We start from the raw sequence: 16,853 nt of genomic DNA, 5'->3' as shown, positions 1-16,853 counted from the left end.
GCCTAACGAGATCGAACGAGACCATCCTCTCCATTGTGTTCTCGATGCCGCGACGGCTGGGACACGACGCGCACACCTCAACTGCATGGAGCTATTCGGGCACTTCGATTATCCGACCCTGCCGGTGGGGAGCTGATCAGACATGGACGTGTTCCCCGACTTCGACGGTCTTGGCGGGATCGGTGACCTGCGCGAGGTCATCGGCGCCCTACTGACCTTCGTGCTCATCAGCGCGGTGCTGATGCTGATCGTCTGCGCCATCGTGTGGGCGCTGGCGACCGCGAACGGTCACCACGCCGCCGCCACCAAAGCAAGGATCGGCGCCTGGACCGCCCTGGGCGCCGCGGTCCTGGCCGGCGGCGGCGTGGCCTGGCTGAACTGGCTGCTCGACGTGGGCTCGACGTTGTAGGTCAGCCCGCCGCATCGTCGTGTGATGCGGCGATGAGGCGGAGCATGCCGCGGTGGAACTCGGCCCGCTCGCGCTCGGTCCAGTCTTGGGTGAGCCGGGTGAAGACCTGTTCCTGCCAGGCATGCGCGCTCTCCAACAGCTCCCGGCCGACCGGGGTGAGCGCCGTGGCGCGTCGTCGCCCATCGACGAGCGAGGGGGCGATGTCGAGGTAGCCGTGACTTGTGGCGTCGGTCAGCATGCGACTGGCACCGGACTGATCGATACCCAGCTCGGCCGCGACGTCGTTGACCGTCACCTCAGGTCGTCCGTCCTTGGCCAGGGCGTGCACGGCCTCGGTGACCCACACGTCCCGTCCGTGCGCACCAGCGGCCGTGTCACCGGAGGTCGCCCGGCGTGACCAGTGCCGCACGAATCGGAACAGCGCCCTGCCCGGCCCGCCCTGCGCCGGATCAGGACCGGTCATGCCGCCGTGCCGGGTTCGGTAACGGCCAGCTCCCGGTACAGGAACGCGAACTCCAGCGCCTCGGCGAGCGTTGGGAACCGCAGCGCCGCCGACACCCGGCCCCCGTGCGCACGAAACACCGTCGCCACGCGCGTCGCGGCGCCGTCCTGGGGCCAGCGGGCATCCTGCTCCACGACCAGGACATGCTCGCTGACCGGGTGATAGGACCGCGGCGACAAGTGGATGCCCGAGCGGGTGATCCACTCGGCGAACTCGGCCGGGCTGACCGGTCCGGCGCCCTTAGGCCCGTTGACCACGATCGGATCGGACACCGCTTCCCGTGCGGCGTCCAGGTCGGCGGCGTTGACGATCTCATGCCAGCGGGCCACGGCCCGCTGTGTCTCCTCGTGGGCACTCATACCCCAAGTATATGCGATCCGCATGTACCTGTGGCTTGCGGGACATCCCGTGCACCTGACCGACGAGAACCCTCTCTCGCTCGTGAAGGAGCACACCTGCCATGAACACACTGATCCTGCTCGCCGACACCGCGACCGCCGCCACGACCACTGTGGCCGGCCTGGTGCCGATGGACATCAATATCGACCCCAACGACTCCGGACTGCCCGGCATCAGCCAGCTCCGCACCATCGTCGGCGCGGTCATGACGATCGGCCTCATCCTCTCCGTGCTCGCGCTGATCATTTCGGCGATCGTGTGGGGCTTCGGCGCCAACTCCTCCAACCCTCACCTGGCGGGCCGGGGAAAGATCGGCGTCCTCGTGAGCTGTGGCGCCGCCGTGATCTGCGGCGCGTCGGTGACGTTGATCAACTTCTTCTGGGACGTCGGCCAGCAGGTCTGACCCCCGCCCACCAACCTTCTCGACCCCTTCATGAAGGAGTGATCTGCGGTGGGTGTGTGCGATATCCCCCTCGTCTCGACCGTCTGCGACACCGCCGGCGAGGCCGCCGCCTCGCTGGTCTCGGCTCCGTTCGACTGGCTCGCCGGAGCGATGGGCGCCGCCGCGGGCTGGCTGTTCGAGGCCGTCTGGTCGGTGTTCGACACCACCACCCTCGTCGACGTCACCAGCGACGAGTACGTGGCGGTCTACAACATCCTCTTCGGCATCGCCGTGTTCGTGATGCTCCTGTTCTTCTGCCTCCAGCTCATCACCGGACTCATCAGACGCGACCCCACCGCACTCTCCCGTGCCGCCCTCGGCCTCGCGAAATCGGTGCTGGGGTCGTTCGTGGTCATCACCCTGACCGCGTTGCTGTTGGAGATCGTCGATCAGCTCTGCATCGGGATCATCCAGGCCGCCGGGGAGACCACCGAGTCGATGGGCGACAAGATCACCCTGCTCGCCGCCGGGCTGGTCGGGATCAACATCGCCGCGCCCGGGGTGGGGGCCATCATCACGATCTTCCTCGCTGGGCTCGCCATCAGCGCGGCGGCGATCGTGTGGCTGTCCCTGCTGGTGCGCAAGGCGCTGCTGCTGGTCGCGATCGTGCTCGCACCATTGGCGTTCTCCGGGGCGTCGTGGGATGCCACGAAGGGGTGGATCAGCAAGTGGGCGATGTTCGTCATCGCCCTGATCGTCTCCAAGCTCGTCCTGGTCGTGATGTTCCTGGTCGCCATCACCCAAGTCTCCGCACCGATCGACGGCGACCTGTCCTCGGTGGCGGACCCGATCGCCGGGATCGTGCTCATGGCAATGGCTGCCTTCGCGCCGTACATGACCTACAAGTTCCTGAACTTCGTCGGGTTCGACATGTACCACGCCATCGGGTCGGAGCAGGACGCCAAGAGCGCCCTCAACAGGCCCGTGCCCACTCCGTCGAAGCCGCAGGGCGGGGCGGAGCCTAAGAAGGTTCTCGACGACAGTGGCGGGGGCAAGGGCGACAACGGCGGTGGTGGTGGGAAGAAGCCGCCGGAGCCGAAGAATCCGAAGCCGCAGGCATCCAGTGGCACTGCTGGCTCAGCCGGAGCTGGTGGTGGGAAGGCGGCCGCGAGTAGCGGCGCCGGTGCCGGGGCAAGCGGTGGAGCAGGCGCCGGTGCCGGTGCTGGCGCCGCGGCCGTGGTGGCGGCGAAAGTCGCCAAGGACGCCGCGACCGCCGGACCCAAGGCCGGCACGGCCCTCGGCAACCAGGGCGAGGCCGCCGCCGATTCGGCCGGACAGACCGGCAGCACACCACCACCGTCCGCGCAGGCGCCCCCGCCGTCGACACCGGCACCGAAGACACCCACCGGCGGGCCGTCGCAGTCGGAAGCGCGTCCATCGAAACAGCCCCCGCCGCCGGCTCCCAAGCCCACCGGGAAGGAGTGAACCGGTCATGGCCACGAAGCAGAACGACCGCGCTACGTCTTCGGAGTTGGTGCCGGTGAAGTTCTCCCGCCTCACCCGGCGCGGCATCCTCCTCGGACTGTCCCTGTCGCAGCTCATCACCCTCGCCATCGGCATCCTGTCGGTGGTAGGTGCGCTGTATGCCGGTGGCGGCATCCTCCTGGCATACACCGCACCGGTCTGGGTGGTTGCCGCCACCTTGACGTGGATACCGATCGCGGGCCGGCCCGCGGTGGAGTGGCTGCCGGTCGCGTTCTGGTGGCTCTGGCGTTCGACCGGCGGACAACTCCTCTATCGGCGCCGGATCGTCACGCCGCGACCGGTCGGGACGCTTGCGCTGCCGGGTGACATGGCCAGGCTGCGCGAGTACACCGACCCCGACACCGGGGCGGGGATGATCCACGACCCCCACGCCCAGACCCTCACCGTGGTCTGCGAGGTCTCCCACCCGGCGTTCGTCCTGTTGGACCCGGGTGAGCAGGAACGACGCGTCACCTCCTGGGGCCGTGTCCTGGCCACCGTCTGCCGCTCCGGCCGCATCGCCACCCTCCAAATCCTGGAACGCACCCTGCCGGACTCGGGCACCGGGCTGGCCGAATGGTGGGAAGCCCACGGCACCGAAGACGACACCTGGGCCGCGACCACCTATGCGGAGTTGATCGACCGGGCCGGACCCGCGGGTGAGAGACATGCCACGACGCTGAGCTTGTCGCTAGACATGAAGACCAGTGCCCGGCAGATCAGAACCGCCGGCGGCGGCATCCGCGGTGCGGCCGCCGTCCTGCGTCAAGAGATGTCCACCCTCGTGGCCGCTCTGCGGTCGGCTGATCTAACGCCCTCGGGATGGCTGAGTCCCGGCGAGGTCGCCGTCATCCTCCGATCCGCGTATGACCCGGCGATCGCCGCCACCCTGGAGCGGCACGGAGAACTCGGCCAGTCCCTCGCCACCGCCGGACCGGTGGCGGTGAACGAATCCTGGACCCGGCTGCGCACCGACTCCGCCCACCACGCCGTGCTCTGGGTCTCCGAATGGCCCCGGTCGCTGGTCTATCCCGGCTTCCTGTCCCCGGTCCTGCTCTCCACCGGTATCCAACGGTCGTTCTCGCTGATCTGCACCCCGATGCGCTCCGACCAGGCCGCACGGGATATCCGCAAGAAGAAGGTCGAGCACATCTCCGATGCCGCGCAGCGGGCGAAGATCGGGCAGATCGAAGACGCCTCCCAGACTGCGGAGTATCAGGACGTGCTCCAGCAGGAAGCCGACCTGACCGCCGGCCACGGCGTCCTCAGATACACCGGCCTCATCTCGGTGTCCGCGCCCACGGACGAAGAACTCGAGGCCGGGGTGGCAGCGATCGAGCAGGCCGCCATCCAAGCCTCCTGCGAGACCCGGCTCCTGGTGGGCCAGCAGGCTGCGGCGTTCACCGCCGCCGCACTGCCGCTGTGCCGCCGCGTCTGATCGCGCACAGTCGCCGGCCCCCGGCCCAGTGATGGTGGTGGCGTGGTGCGTGCACCTGAGGGGTGAGCCCGAACCACGGGCTCGCCCCTCTCTGTTCGCCCACCGTCTTGGAGGCTGTGATGCCCACGTTCCACGACCCGCTCGCCGATGCGGCCGAAGCCTCCGAGGCGCTGCGCGGTCTCGCCCATGCCTCCCGAGTCTTCGATGACCCGGCGGACACCTACACCGTGTTCGGTGACCTCGTGGCGGGGGTGCGGTCGCTGCGCCAAGTCCTCGACCAGCTCGCCGCTACCCACCTGAACGCCCAGGATCGGGCGTTCGACGATGACGGCGACCCGGCCGCGGGTGCGGCGTCCGCGCTGGCCGCGGCCGATGAGCTGCACCAGGCCGGCACGCTGCTGGATCAGGCCTACGACCGGCTCGACGCGGCGTTCTCGCACTCCGGGCGGATCGCCTGGCACCCCGAACCGGTCGTCGACCGAGACGCCGCCCGGGAACGCGTGGCCGCCCGGCTCGACGGTGACCCAGCGACCACGACCGTGCAGGCCGGGTCGCTGGCGCTGGTGGTGTGGCCGGATGCGCCGGTTGGTGAGCATCAGCGCTACGCCTACCGGATCACCGACACCACCACCGGGCAGGAACTGGAGGGCCGGGACCTGTTCACCGGCGCAGGGCAACCCGTCGACCCCGACCATGCGATCCGCGACCTCGCCACCTTCCTCGGAGCCGCCGGTGAGGCCCGCCAGTACGCCCTCGATCACCCCGACAGCGAGCCCGACCACGAGGGCCTATTCCCGGCGTGGGTGGCCGAGGCCGCCCGCACCAACACCGACGCCCTGGCCGAACTGAGTGAGCACGGCCCCATCCGACCTGACGAGGTCTCACAACGATGGATCAGCGTGGTGTTCCTCCAAGGCGAGGAGGCCGATGCGGTGCTCGACCTGATCGACCGCAACGGCACCGACGCTGCCATCGAACACCTGAAGGGATGGGACTACGGCGACGAGACCACCGATGCGGCGTTGGAGAACGGCTACGTCTACGACGATCAGCCGCCGACGAGCGGCATCGACCGGACCGTCACCGTCGCGGGGTACACGGTGACTTACAACCACGCGCTCGGCCAAGTCGGTCTCTACCGGCAATTCGACACTGCACCCGACCCAGCACTCCTCGTTGATCCGCCTGCTCCCGAGACCAACAGCATCAGGACAGAACTGTCGCGTGATGCCCAGCAGGCAGCGCCGGCGCACGGGGGTCGTGCGGCGTTGGTCGCGGACCGCGACTGGTTCACTTCCCCCTCCCGCAGCTCGGCTGGTTCAGGGCGGGGGTTGTCGCTATGAGCAGCACCGAGCCCGAGCGGCTGCACACCTCGGTCCTGGTCGCACCGGCCAAGGAGCGCCGCCGACTGCGCAAGCAACGTCGCCAGGCAGCGACGAGACTCCAGGCCGAGCAACGCGCTGCCGAGAAGCACGCTGCGCGGGCGAAGGCCGAGGCCGAGCGGGCCGAACGCCGCGCCACCACCTACCTGCCCGCGGCCGGTGAGCCCGGCCCCGCGGCGCTCAGGTCGCCGGGCCGGTTTCGGCTCCCCAGACATCAGGACACCAGTGCAACGTTGGCGGGGGTGTATCCGTTCGTCGCCGAAGGCGGTCTCGGCTCCGACGGTGTGTTCGTCGGGCAAGACCTCTACTCGGGCGGGTCCTTCGTCTACGACCCCTGGGTGCTGTATGCCCGTGGGGTCATCACCGCTCCCAACGTGGTGCTGGCCGGGATCGTGGGCTCCGGCAAGTCCTCCCTGGCGAAATCGCTCTACACCCGCAGCTTGCCGTTCGGCCGCAGGGTCTACGTCCCCGGCGACCCGAAGGGGGAACACACCGCGGTCGCCGAAGCCGTCGGCGGACGCGCGATCGTCCTGGGCCACGGACTGGACACCCGTCTGAACCCTCTCGACGAAGGACACCGCCCCGGTGGTCTCACCGATGGGCAGTGGACGACGACCGTGGCCTCGCGCCGCCGGGACCTGATCGGCGCTCTGGCCGAGACCGTGCTGGCGCGGGGGTTGACGCCGTTGGAACACACCGCCATCGACCTCGCCCTCACCACCACGGTGCGGGAGAACACGGTGCCGATCCTGCCGATGGTCGTCGAGCACATCCTCAACCCCACCGACGACACCGACGGTCGCCTGGCTGAGGATGGTCGGCTCGTCGGCCACGCGCTGCGTCGGCTTGTGGCTGGCGACCTTCAGGGGCTCTTCGATGGCCCATCGACGGTGGCGTTCGAGCCGTCATTGCCGATGATCAGCCTCGACCTGTCCCGAGTGACGGAGAACTCCACGCTGATCAGCGTGTTGATGACGTGCTCCAGCGCGTGGATGGAGTCGGCGCTGTTGGACCCGGCCGGTGGGCAGCGGTGGGTGATCTACGACGAGGCCTGGCGGCTGATGTCCCACCCGGCGCTGTTGAAGCGGATGGATGCGCACTGGAGGTTGGCGAGGCACTTCGGGATCGCGAACATGCTGATCTTCCACAAGCTCTCCGACCTCGACAATGTCGGCGACCACGGCTCAGCCATGCGCTCGCTCGCCAACAGCCTGCTCGCGAACGCGGAGACCCGGATTGTCTACCGCCAAGAGTCCGACCAGCTCGGACCTACCGCGACCGCGCTCGGGCTCACCGGCACCGAGCAGAAGCTGCTCCCGTCGCTGGGGGTCGGGCAGGGGCTATGGCGGATCAAGGATCGCTCCTTCGTGACCCAGCACCAGCTCCACCCCGCCGAGCTGGGACTGTTCGACACCAGCTCCCGGCTCACGCAGGGAGTGACGTGATGGCGTCGAAGAAGCCACGCCGCACCACCGGGCAGGACCCCGCCGAGACCCCGGTGCTGCTGCCACACGTCGTCGTCACGGTCGCCGAGAACGGAATCTTGGACGTCACCGTCGACGGCGCACCGTTCCCGCCCCCACAGCAGGATTCCGCGTGGACGCGCAGCACCTTCGGCGAGCTGATGGATGCCGTCACCTCCGACCGGACTATCGCCGTGCGGGTCGAGGTCCGAGAGAGCGACGGGTCCGTGTTCACCGACCTCATCCGCGCCCGCAAACCCACCCTGACAGAACCCGCAGAGACCAAGCCGCAGGAACGGCGTGGCAAGCACACCAAGACCAAGCACATGCCGGAGCTGGTGGAGGTAACCGGCGAGGGGTTCGTGCCCGGTGAGGACGTCGCGGTCGCCGTCGTCGTCGCTCACACCGACGCCACCGGCACCGGCCACGCCCGCACCCTGATCGACACCACTCACCTCGCTGATCTTCTCGACAACGGCGCCGGCGAGGTCGTGCTGCTGGGACGGGTCTCAGGCACCCTGCACATCCGGCGGCTCCCACGATGACCGGACAGCGACAGACCGGGAGCATGGGCGGTGAGCTGACCAACGCCGCCATCATCGCCCTGATCGGTGCCTGCGGCTTCGCGCTCGTCCTACGCGCCGCCGGGAGCGTGGCGGCGTTCCTCACCGGCACACCCCAACCCGCCGCCGGACCAGCGTCCGGGCTCGGGGTGCTGTTCAACCCCACCGACCCCGCCGCTGCGCTGGATGCCGAGGGGCTGAACCCGGTCGTCTACTGGATCGTCACCGCGATCCTGCTTGGTGGCCTCGCGACGGCTGGCGGGTGGGTGTGGGTGCGGCTGCGCCGTCACTCACGGAAGGCCGAGACCGACCCACGGCGCCTGGCCGGCACCGCCACAGCCCACGAGGTCACCCAGACCGCCTCCGCCAAAGGGCTGCTGCGCCGCGCCCCGACGCTGCGTCCGTCGCTCGACGAGCCCACGGCCTCCGATGTGGGCTACCTGTTGGGTCGTTCGCGCGGCAAGCAGGTGTGGGCCTCGGTGGAGGACTCGATCCTGCTCATCGGACCCCCGAGGTCCGGCAAAGGCCTGCACGTGGTCATCAACGCCATCCTCGACGCGCCCGGCGCCGTGGTCACCACCAGCACCCGGCCGGACAACCTCACCGCCACCCTCCGCGCCCGACAGCGTGACGGGCGGCCGGTGGCGGTGTTCGACCCCCAGCACCTCGCAGAAGGCATCCCCGCCGGGATGCGCTGGTCACCCATCCGCGGCTGCCACGACCCGCTCACGGCGATGATCCGCGCCACCGGCCTCGCCGCAGCCACCGGCCTCAGTGCGGGTGGGGTGGAGTCCGGCGGGTTTTGGGAAGGCAAAACCCGCACCGCCCTGCAAGCCCTGCTCCACGCCGCAGCCCTCGACGGACGCCCGCCATCGGAGTTGTTCCGCTGGACCCTCGACCCCACCGCGGCCGGCGAGGCCGTCGCCATCCTCACCAACACCCCGGCCGCGGCGACGGGGTGGGCGGACTCGCTCGGGGCGATGATCGATTCGGACCCCAAGACAAGGGACTCCATCTGGCAAGGCGTCGCACTCGCTCTCGGTGCCCTGGCCGATCCTCGCGTGCTGGACGCGGTGTCGCCGGGGCCGGGTGAGGAGTTCGACCCCGAGAGCTTCATCCGAAAGCGCGGCACGCTATATCTGCTCGCCACCGGAGCCGGAGCTGGCGCCTCCGCAGCGTTGGTGGCGGCGTTCGTCGAAGACCTCATCGAGACCGCCCGCCGGATCGCCGCACGCTCACCGGGTGCCCGCCTCGACCCGCCGCTGCTGCTGGCCCTGGATGAGATCGGCAACCTCGCCCCCTTGCCCTCCCTGCCGACGTTGATGGCCGAGGGCGGTGGCACGGGGATCACGACCCTGCCGGTGTTGCAGTCGTTGGCGCAGGCGCGGGAGAAGTGGTCCGACAACGCCGCCGGAGCCATCTGGGACGCCTCTATCGTCAAGGTCATCCTCGGTGGTGCCTCCAACTCCCGCGACCTCCAAGACCTGTCCACGCTGATCGGCGAGCGGGACGAGTACACCGACAGCGTGACCCTGGGTGACCACGGCACACGATCGAATCAACGCTCCATCCGCCGCATCCCGATCCTGCCGCCCGATCGCATTCGCACCCTGCCGTTCGGTACGGGTGTCACCCTTCTTCGTTCAGCGCCGCCGATCGTGACCGATCTGCGCCCCTGGCCCGCACGGCCCGACGGTGAGCAGTTGACGACCGACCGGGCTGAGGTCGAGGCGTTGCTCCAGCGCTGAGCCGGCCGCCTTCGGTCGTGGTGGTGCGCGCGTGCACCTACCTGTCCCAGCGGTCACCGCTCCGGTGGCTGCGTGAGCAGGAGTACGTGCGATGAGTACCGATTCGACGACTGGACTGGAGCTGAAGGACAGCATCTACGCCTTCGTGGCTTCCAAGCCGCAACTGACCTACACCGAGAACGGCGATGCCCGCCTGTACTTCAAGGCCGGCCAACGCCACCGCCACTTCGACCCCGAGGCCGGATGGCAGAACCAGCCGACCACCTTCCACGACGTCGTTGCATTCAAGGGTGCTGCCCAGTTCGGCATTGAGCACCTGCGCGAGAAGGACCGGTTCATCGCCCAAGGCTCGCTGCGCGAGTACACCAACAAGCACACCAGTGAGCGCGAGGAGCAGTTCGAGGCCACCCGGTTCCTGCCCGCGACTCCGCCGTCGAAGAACACTGCCGGGCGCGCCCCTCGCAGGACTCTCGAACGCCAGTCCCAGAGCCGGGAGGCCGCCAGTGCGGGGGCGCCGCAGATCGAACAGGCTCAGCGGCGAGCACCGCAGTCCCAGCACGCCACGCCACACATCGGCCTGTGACCCAAGAGGAGACACGAGCATGAACGACGACACTCCGAACGAGCACACGTCCGATGAGGACTTCCACGACATCGAGAACAGGGCTGACGCTGACGAGACGCCGGACACCGATGACGTGGACGGCTTCGACGACGCCGACACGCCGACGGTGCCGCATCCGGTGAACTGGAACCTGCTGAGCGCTGACGACCTGGAAGCCGAGTGGCTGGCACTCAACGACTGGGTCGCGTGGCTGCGCCGCACCTACGGGCTGCCCGTCAGCGTGCTGCCGCCGTTCTGGCACCGCCATCCCGAGCTGGTGTGGGAGCTGTCAGCGCTGCATCTGCACTGGCTGGGCGCCTACGACCCCGAGCAGAACGCCTCGGCCGCGATCGGCTGGCACCGTGACTTCGCCGACGCTCGCGCTCGACTGCGCGACTGGGTGGCCGCCTCGGGCACCCGCCTCGATCACGACCGGCCGACCCGGCAGACGGTCTGGCCCGGCGAGGAACCCGCACCCGCGATCGAGGACGCCACGATCACCAACCGTGGCGAGGATTTCGTGCAGTACGTGTTCGAGCAGGTTCAGACCCGCCGTGAAGCCGAGGACGCGTTCTTCGCCGGACTCGATCTCGACACCGGAGAGCTGCCATGACCACAGGAGCCGAAAGCCCGAGTGCTCCGCCGGAGCGGATGCGCGACTACCGCGTCGAGGCCGAGTTGCGTCCCAGCCCCGACCTGCAAAAGCTCGCCCAGGTGTTCATCGGGATGGCCCAGGCCCGCGCCCGCCAAGAACACCAGGAGAACGCCGGGCAGGAAAGTCCTCCTGAGCCCCCTGGTGGCCAGGGCGTAGAATCGTAAGCGTACGCATGCCAGCGGCCACCCAGGTGGTCGTGGTGTGGCGTCTTGTTCATTAGCCCTCGTGGCCTACCCAGCCCGTCTACAAGCGGACGGCACGGGTCGTGTTTGTTTCCTACGTCGCACCGCACGAGCAGTCCCGCGCTCTCGTGTTGGCCCCATCTGTTGGGGAAGGAAACACGACCCATGAGCACCACACACCCTCCATCTCCATTGGCGACGGCGCCCGATCAGATCGGTGCGACCACGACGCTGGCGGTGACCTACCTGCGCGTCTCGACCAAGGAGCAGGCATCCAAAGGCGGCCAAGACGAAGGGTTCTCCATCCCTGCTCAACGTCAGGCGAACCTGCGCAAGGCCCAGGAGGTCAACGCGGTCATCGTCGAGGAGTTCGTCGACGCCGGCGAGTCCGCTCGCCAGGCCGACCGGCCCGCGCTGATGCAGATGATCGAGTACGTCAAGACCCACCCGGTGGCCTACTGCATCGTCCACAAGGTCGACCGGCTCGCGCGCAACCGCGCCGACGACGTCGCCATCCACCTCGCGCTCAAAGAAGCAGGCGTCCTGCTGGTCTCGGCGACCGAGAACATCGACGAGACGCCCTCGGGGATGCTGTTGCACGGGATCATGTCCACCATCGCGGAGTTCTACTCCCGCAACCTCGCCAACGAGGTCTCCAAGGGCATGAACCAGAAAGCCGTCACCGGCGGCACCAACGGCAAGGCCCCGATGGGCTACCTCAACGTCACCCGGCGCGACGAACTCGGCCGCGAGATCCGCACCATCGACATCGACCCGCACCGCGGCCCGATCATCCGGTGGGCCTTCGAGGCCTACGCCACCGGGAACTACTCGGTGGCGACCCTGCGCGATGAACTCATCGACCGCGGCCTGACCACCGTGGCGACACCGAAGCGGCCAGCCAAGCCTCCCGCGTTGTCCTCGATCCACCGGATGCTGGCCAGCCCCTACTACAAGGGCAACGTGCAGTTCAAAGGCGCGACCTACGACGGCCTGCACGAACCCCTGGTCGCCCCCGAGGTCTGGTACCGGGTCCAGACGGTCCTCGCCGCCCACCAGGCCTCCGGAGAGAAGACCCAAGCCCACGAGCACTACCTCAAAGGCACCGTGTTCTGCGGCACCTGCGGCTCCCGGCTGATCCTGTCCAACGCCCGCAGCCGCAGCGGAGTGATCTACCCGTACTTCATCTGCGCCGGCCGACACTCCAAGCGCACCAACTGTGACCGTAAGTCGATGTTCGTGCCCGACGTGGAGGCCGCGGTCGAGGACTACTACCGCCGCGTGCAGATACCCGCCCACATCGTCACCGCGCTGCGCGAGCTGATCACCAGCGAGTTCGACCGGCTCTTCGCCACCGCCAAGACCGAACGCAAAGCACAGGTCGCCGAACGCGACCGCCTCTACGACGAGCGCACCAAGCTGCTCCAGGCCCACTACGCCGGGGCCGTGCCACTTGACCTGCTGGGGACCGAACAGGACCGCATCGCCCGACAGATCGCGTTTCTCGACTCACGGATCGAGGCCAGCGAGATCGAGTACGACCGGGCCCGCGCCCATCTCGATGACTGCCTGGCCCTGGCAGGCAACGCCCACGCGATCTACATGAGCATCGACGACTCACTCCGTCGGATCGCCAACCAGGCCTTCTTCGACCGTCTCACCGTCACCGACGACGACGCCATCGACGCCGAACCAGGCGTGCCCTTCGACACCCTGTTCAACCCCGAGGTCCAGGCCACCGCCCTCGCCCGCCAGACAGCAGGCGGAAACGGGGCGGATCAAACCGGGAACGTCGCTGGTTTGAACAACGACGCTCTGGTGCCCGAAGTGGGACTCGAACCCACACACCAGGGGTACCGCATTTTGAGTGCGGCGCGTCTACCAATTCCGCCATTCGGGCCGGTGCCAGTCCTCAGGGCGTCTGTTCGTCTCATGGAGGCGACCCTGAGGTGCCTGAACAGCATAGCGGGCGATACCCTAAAGGGGACAACCGGCCCGTCCATCAGCCGTCTGCCCTGTGCGGACGGCCCGGACCTCATCCAAGGAGAACGGTGACTGAAGAGCAGCAGTCCGCCCCATCGGGCGACGCCCCCGCGGAGACCCAGGGCCGTCGCGTCCTCGTCGCCGAGGACGAGACCCTCATCCGCCTCGACATCGTCGAGATCCTCACCGGCGCCGGCTACCAGGTGGTCGGCGAGGCGGACAACGGCGAGCAGGCGGTGGAGCTCGCGCGGGAGCACGAGCCCGAACTCGTCGTGATGGATGTCAAGATGCCCAAGATGGACGGCATCACCGCGGCGAAGGTGATCGCGGAGGAGCGCATCGCCCCCGTGGTCATGCTCACGGCCTTCTCGCAGCGTGATCTCGTCGAGTCCGCCCGCGAGGCCGGCGCGATGGCCTACGTGGTCAAGCCGTTCACCGAAAACGACCTCATCCCCGCGATCGAGGTCGCGGCCGCACGGTTCGATGAGATCCGAGCGCTGGAAGAGGAGGTCACCTCGCTGGCTGACAAGTTCGAGACCCGCAAGCTGGTCGACCGCGCGAAGTCGTTGCTGACCAGCAAGATGGGGCTGAGCGAGCCTGAGGCATTCCGCTGGATCCAGAAGACCTCCATGGACCGCCGGCTCTCGATGCGCGAGGTCGCCGAGACCGTCGTCGACCAGATGTCCTGACGGACTCGTCCACCTGTCGCCGTCTTCCGTCGGACGTGTCAGGGGCGGCGCCTAGGGTGTGAGACTTGGACACCGCAGCGCCACACACCCTGTGGCAGGAGCCCGGCACGGAGGCCGTTCGGCGTGCCACGCTGGCGCTGCGGCGTGCTGAAGCTGAGCAGGTTTGCGCCGCCCTCCAGGTGGTCGACGACGCCGACCGTCGCCTCGCCGCGCAGGATCTCACCGGGCACCTGCGTGAGCTGGAGCGCCGGGCCGTCCGTGCCCAGATCGCAGGGGCGATGTGCCTGAGCGAGCACTCCGTGGCGACGCTGCTGAGCCAGGCTCGCACGGCACGCCGGGACCTGCCTCGGACCTGGGGGGGGGCTTCCGCGAGGGGCGGCTCGATGCCCGGACCCTGCGCCGCATCGTGGAGACCAGTGAGCAGCTCGTCCACCCTGTCAGCCTCGAGGCGCTCGACGCGCGGGCCACGGCCTGCGCCGAAGAGCGGCGTCCTGCACAGATCGACGCCTGGCTGCGCCGGTTCGTGGCTGTGCGTGAGCCGGAGGAGCATCGGCGCCGGGCACAGGCTGCCGAACGCGCCCGAGGTCTGTGGCTGGAGCACCTGGACGATGGGATGAGCCATCTGCACGCGCTGCTCCCCACACTGACTGCCGAGGCCATCCGGAACCGCCTGCGTGCTGTGGCCGTCAGTCCCACCCAGCCGATCCCTCACCACTCGACACTCACCCCGGACCGGTCGGAGGAATCTGACCCGGCCGGCGGTCTCGCTGAGACGCGTGCGGGAGGCGACCCGCGCACTCTCGCCGAGCGTGAAGCTGACATGTTTGCCGCCTGGCTGCTCGACGGTCGCACCGTGCGTGACGCGTCCGTCGAGGCGTCAGTGGCCGTGATGGTGCCGCTGGCGACCCTGACCGGACAGAGCGATGCGCCGACTGTGATGCGCGACCGGTCCCGCCCGGTGCCGCCGGACCAGGTACTCGGGCTGCTGGCTGATCCTTCCACCCGCCGTCGGTGGCACACGATGATCGTTGACCCTGCGGAATCCGATCCCGACTCGCCCGATCCGCAAGCTCCGCCAGACGTGCCCGCCATCGGCCCGCCCGCCCGTGATGGGCGCAGGGGCGATCTGCTGAGCACGTCGGACCCGCCGTCTGAGTCGGGAGCCTCACGGCCGCATCCCCGTCTCGGTCCGACGGGTGTGGAGTTCGACGTGCTCGCTCATGAATACAGCGGACGATTCGTGCCGCGTGTGCTGCGTGATGCGGTGTCCTTCCGTGACGGCACCTGCCAGGCGTCGGGGTGCACCGTGCCCGCAGAACGATGCGACGCCGACCACCGGCTGCCCTGGCCCGCGGGCTCCACCGTGGCGGCCAATCTGCAGATGCTGTGCCGGCGGCATCACCGGATGAAGTCTCACGGTGTGCTGCCTCAGTCAGAAGACGAGGGGGACCAACGACCCAGTCTTCAACACCCCAGCGTTCAGCACACCGGCGATCCGCGTCCGAGCGCGGACCGTGCCGCCGGGCCTCCCGCCCGCACCGTGGACCTGGTCTTCCCACCGCAGCACGTGGGGTACGTCTGCGCCGCCTGAGCCGCCTGAGCCGCCTGCTCAGCTCGGCGGGTGCTCTCAGCTCGGTGGGCCCATCTCGAAGTACACCGGGTGGTGTCGGCTGCACCCCGGGTTGAACGCCGCCCCGCAGCCGGTGCATCCTTCGACCTGGAGGTACTCGGCGATGCTGAACCGCCGTCGGCACACGCCGCAGAGCAGGGCCTCGGCGTCATGCCGATCCGCGGGCCAGGGCAGCACAGAGTGGTCCTCGGCCCCGGCATGGCAGTGCAGGCAGGGATACCAGCGTCCGCAGCAGTGGAATCGGATCGCCACCACGTCCAGTGCGGAGGCGTAGTGCACACAACGGGTCTCGTCGTCCACCACGGGTCCTGCCACCTCGCCCGGGGACGGCTCACGGTGGGCGTCCTCCAGCGCGGCGCCGGTCTCCTGCAGCAAGCGGGTCACGGTGCGGACGGCAAGCCGGGCATGCCGATCGGGGCGGCTCAGAGCAACGATGGAGCGCTGCGCCCGGACACCGGTCAGCGGACGCAGCACGAGACCCTCACGGGGGCGGGTGGTGAACCCCGGCAGCAGGGCGGCACCCATTCCGGCACCCACCAGCGACTCCACGAGGCGGTTGTCGCGCAGCCTCACGCGACGGGACAGCGGTGCTCCGAGCTCGTTCTCCAGAGCCACGAGAACCGTGTCGAAGGGGTAACCCGGGGGCACCCCGATCCACTCCAGCGCATGCGCCTCCTCAGGGCCGATCGCTTCGGCGCCTGCCATCGGGTGGTCGGCCGGCAGCGCCACCACCAGGGGTTCATGCGCCACCACAGTGACGTTCAGCTCCTTCGTGCCCGTGGGGGCGTCTCCGCTCAGACTGTGGGCGATCACGATGTCGGAGTCGTGGGCGCGTGCCGCGAAATCAGCCTCGGCGAGGTCGAAGTCATCCAGGTCCACTGCGATCCCTGTCCCAGCGGTCCGCGCCAGCAGGCCCGGCATGAGCGCCTCGCCGGCGCTGGGCAGCGTGCCCAGGGTGACGGTCCCGGCAGGGGCGCCGCGCCGAGCGTCCAGCTGGGCCTGCAGGTCGGCCATGCGCTCAGCGATGTCCGCCGCCCCGGCGGCCAGCAGCTCTCCCTCCGGTGTCAGCCGCACCGTGCGTGACGCCGGCTCCACCAGTCGCACCCCCAGGTCCCGTTCTGCCGCGCGCAGGTGCTGGGACACTGCCGAGGGAGAGCGGTGGGTGGCCGTCGCCACGGCAGCCAGTGTTCCGCGGGCGGCGAGCTCACGGAGGAGTTCAAGATGTCGGTGCTCCATGGGAGGCATCATCCCACCCATTCATCAGTTCTGCTTCACTGCAGGTGCAGAATAATGCGCTGGT

17 protein-coding genes, 1 tRNA gene and 2 pseudogenes are annotated in these 16,853 nt (G+C 68.9%); 15 read left to right on the top strand and 5 right to left on the bottom strand.

The genetic code is table 11. The features are described 5' to 3' along the window. The first annotated feature begins 142 nt into the window (after positions 1-142). Positions 143-409, top strand: coding sequence for a DUF6112 family protein (locus ODE13_RS11125; RefSeq protein ID WP_322479324.1), 267 nt, complete (start codon positions 143-145; stop codon positions 407-409). A gap of 1 nt (position 410) precedes the next feature. On the opposite strand, the gene ODE13_RS11120 is transcribed toward ODE13_RS11125, so the two are convergent. Together ODE13_RS11120 and ODE13_RS11115 are read right to left on the bottom strand one after the other, a co-directional pair. Beyond that, positions 411-872: a MarR family winged helix-turn-helix transcriptional regulator gene (locus tag ODE13_RS11120; protein ID WP_322479323.1), complete on the bottom strand. Its 462-nt coding sequence runs from the start codon at positions 870-872 to the stop codon at positions 411-413. After that, entirely contained in the window at positions 869-1,270 is a 402-nt protein-coding gene (locus tag ODE13_RS11115; protein ID WP_322479322.1) for a hypothetical protein, read from the bottom strand. Before ODE13_RS11115 ends, ODE13_RS11120 begins: the two co-directional genes overlap by 4 nt. 101 nt (positions 1,271-1,371) lie before the next feature. Between ODE13_RS11115 and ODE13_RS11110 the strand changes: the two genes are divergently transcribed. From ODE13_RS11110 to ODE13_RS11060, 12 genes and pseudogenes are all read left to right on the top strand, one after another. Continuing rightward, a complete protein-coding gene (locus ODE13_RS11110) occupies positions 1,372-1,713 on the top strand; it encodes a DUF6112 family protein (RefSeq protein ID WP_322479321.1) in 342 nt (113 codons plus the stop codon). Between the two features lie 48 nt (positions 1,714-1,761). Further along, a complete protein-coding gene (locus ODE13_RS11105) occupies positions 1,762-3,177 on the top strand; it encodes a conjugal transfer protein TrbL (protein WP_322479320.1) in 1,416 nt (471 codons plus the stop codon). A 7-nt stretch (positions 3,178-3,184) separates the two neighbouring features. Further along, entirely contained in the window at positions 3,185-4,654 is a 1,470-nt protein-coding gene (locus tag ODE13_RS11100) for an SCO6880 family protein (protein WP_322479319.1), read from the top strand. Positions 4,655-4,773: 119 nt separating this feature from the next. Continuing rightward, positions 4,774-5,142 (top strand): annotated as a pseudogene (locus tag ODE13_RS11095) (hypothetical protein); the annotation flags it as partial. A 12-nt stretch (positions 5,143-5,154) separates the two neighbouring features. Continuing rightward, complete coding sequence (locus ODE13_RS16935; RefSeq protein WP_416210670.1) at positions 5,155-5,997, top strand: hypothetical protein; 843 nt, start codon at positions 5,155-5,157, stop codon at positions 5,995-5,997. Further along, positions 5,994-7,481, top strand: a complete 1,488-nt coding sequence (locus tag ODE13_RS11090) for an ATP-binding protein (RefSeq protein ID WP_322479318.1) — start codon at positions 5,994-5,996, stop codon at positions 7,479-7,481. Before ODE13_RS16935 ends, ODE13_RS11090 begins: the two co-directional genes overlap by 4 nt. Beyond that, positions 7,481-8,044, top strand: a complete 564-nt coding sequence (locus tag ODE13_RS11085) for a hypothetical protein (protein ID WP_322479317.1) — start codon at positions 7,481-7,483, stop codon at positions 8,042-8,044. Before ODE13_RS11090 ends, ODE13_RS11085 begins: the two co-directional genes overlap by 1 nt. Continuing rightward, positions 8,041-9,810: a TraM recognition domain-containing protein gene (locus tag ODE13_RS11080; RefSeq protein ID WP_322479316.1), complete on the top strand. Its 1,770-nt coding sequence runs from the start codon at positions 8,041-8,043 to the stop codon at positions 9,808-9,810. Before ODE13_RS11085 ends, ODE13_RS11080 begins: the two co-directional genes overlap by 4 nt. Positions 9,811-9,901: 91 nt before the next feature. Further along, entirely contained in the window at positions 9,902-10,393 is a 492-nt protein-coding gene (locus ODE13_RS11075; protein WP_322479315.1) for a single-stranded DNA-binding protein, read from the top strand. Positions 10,394-10,412: 19 nt separating this feature from the next. Continuing rightward, positions 10,413-11,027: a hypothetical protein gene (locus ODE13_RS11070; protein ID WP_322479314.1), complete on the top strand. Its 615-nt coding sequence runs from the start codon at positions 10,413-10,415 to the stop codon at positions 11,025-11,027. After that, positions 11,024-11,233, top strand: a complete 210-nt coding sequence (locus ODE13_RS11065) for a hypothetical protein (protein ID WP_322479313.1) — start codon at positions 11,024-11,026, stop codon at positions 11,231-11,233. Before ODE13_RS11070 ends, ODE13_RS11065 begins: the two co-directional genes overlap by 4 nt. Before the next feature lie 183 nt (positions 11,234-11,416). After that, a pseudogene (locus ODE13_RS11060) lies at positions 11,417-12,469 on the top strand (recombinase family protein); the annotation flags it as partial. A 399-nt stretch (positions 12,470-12,868) separates the two neighbouring features. On the opposite strand, the gene ODE13_RS11055 reads toward ODE13_RS11060, so the two are convergent. Next, a complete protein-coding gene (locus ODE13_RS11055) occupies positions 12,869-13,033 on the bottom strand; it encodes a hypothetical protein (RefSeq protein ID WP_322479312.1) in 165 nt (54 codons plus the stop codon). A gap of 34 nt (positions 13,034-13,067) precedes the next feature. Then, positions 13,068-13,151, bottom strand: a tRNA-Leu gene (locus ODE13_RS11050). Between the two features lie 151 nt (positions 13,152-13,302). Between ODE13_RS11050 and ODE13_RS11045 the strand changes: the two genes are divergently transcribed. Together ODE13_RS11045 and ODE13_RS11040 are read left to right on the top strand one after the other, a co-directional pair. Then, positions 13,303-13,923: an ANTAR domain-containing response regulator gene (locus ODE13_RS11045; protein WP_179542529.1), complete on the top strand. Its 621-nt coding sequence runs from the start codon at positions 13,303-13,305 to the stop codon at positions 13,921-13,923. A 280-nt stretch (positions 13,924-14,203) separates the two neighbouring features. Next, positions 14,204-15,514 (top strand): HNH endonuclease signature motif containing protein, encoded by a 1,311-nt coding sequence (locus tag ODE13_RS11040; protein ID WP_322479311.1) that lies wholly within the window; start codon positions 14,204-14,206, stop codon positions 15,512-15,514. Positions 15,515-15,550: 36 nt separating this feature from the next. On the opposite strand, the gene ODE13_RS11035 is transcribed toward ODE13_RS11040, so the two are convergent. Next, on the bottom strand, positions 15,551-16,789 hold the full coding sequence (locus ODE13_RS11035) for a LysR substrate-binding domain-containing protein (protein ID WP_322479310.1): 1,239 nt from the start codon (positions 16,787-16,789) through the stop codon (positions 15,551-15,553). Positions 16,790-16,853: the final 64 nt, after the last annotated feature.

Source organism: Nesterenkonia sp. HG001 (genome assembly GCF_034438835.1).
In the GTDB taxonomy this organism is placed as follows: Bacteria; Actinomycetota; Actinomycetes; order Actinomycetales; family Micrococcaceae; genus Nesterenkonia; species Nesterenkonia xinjiangensis.
The sequence above is the reverse complement of the archived record's forward strand: the minus strand, read 5'-3'. Positions and strand labels throughout refer to the sequence as shown.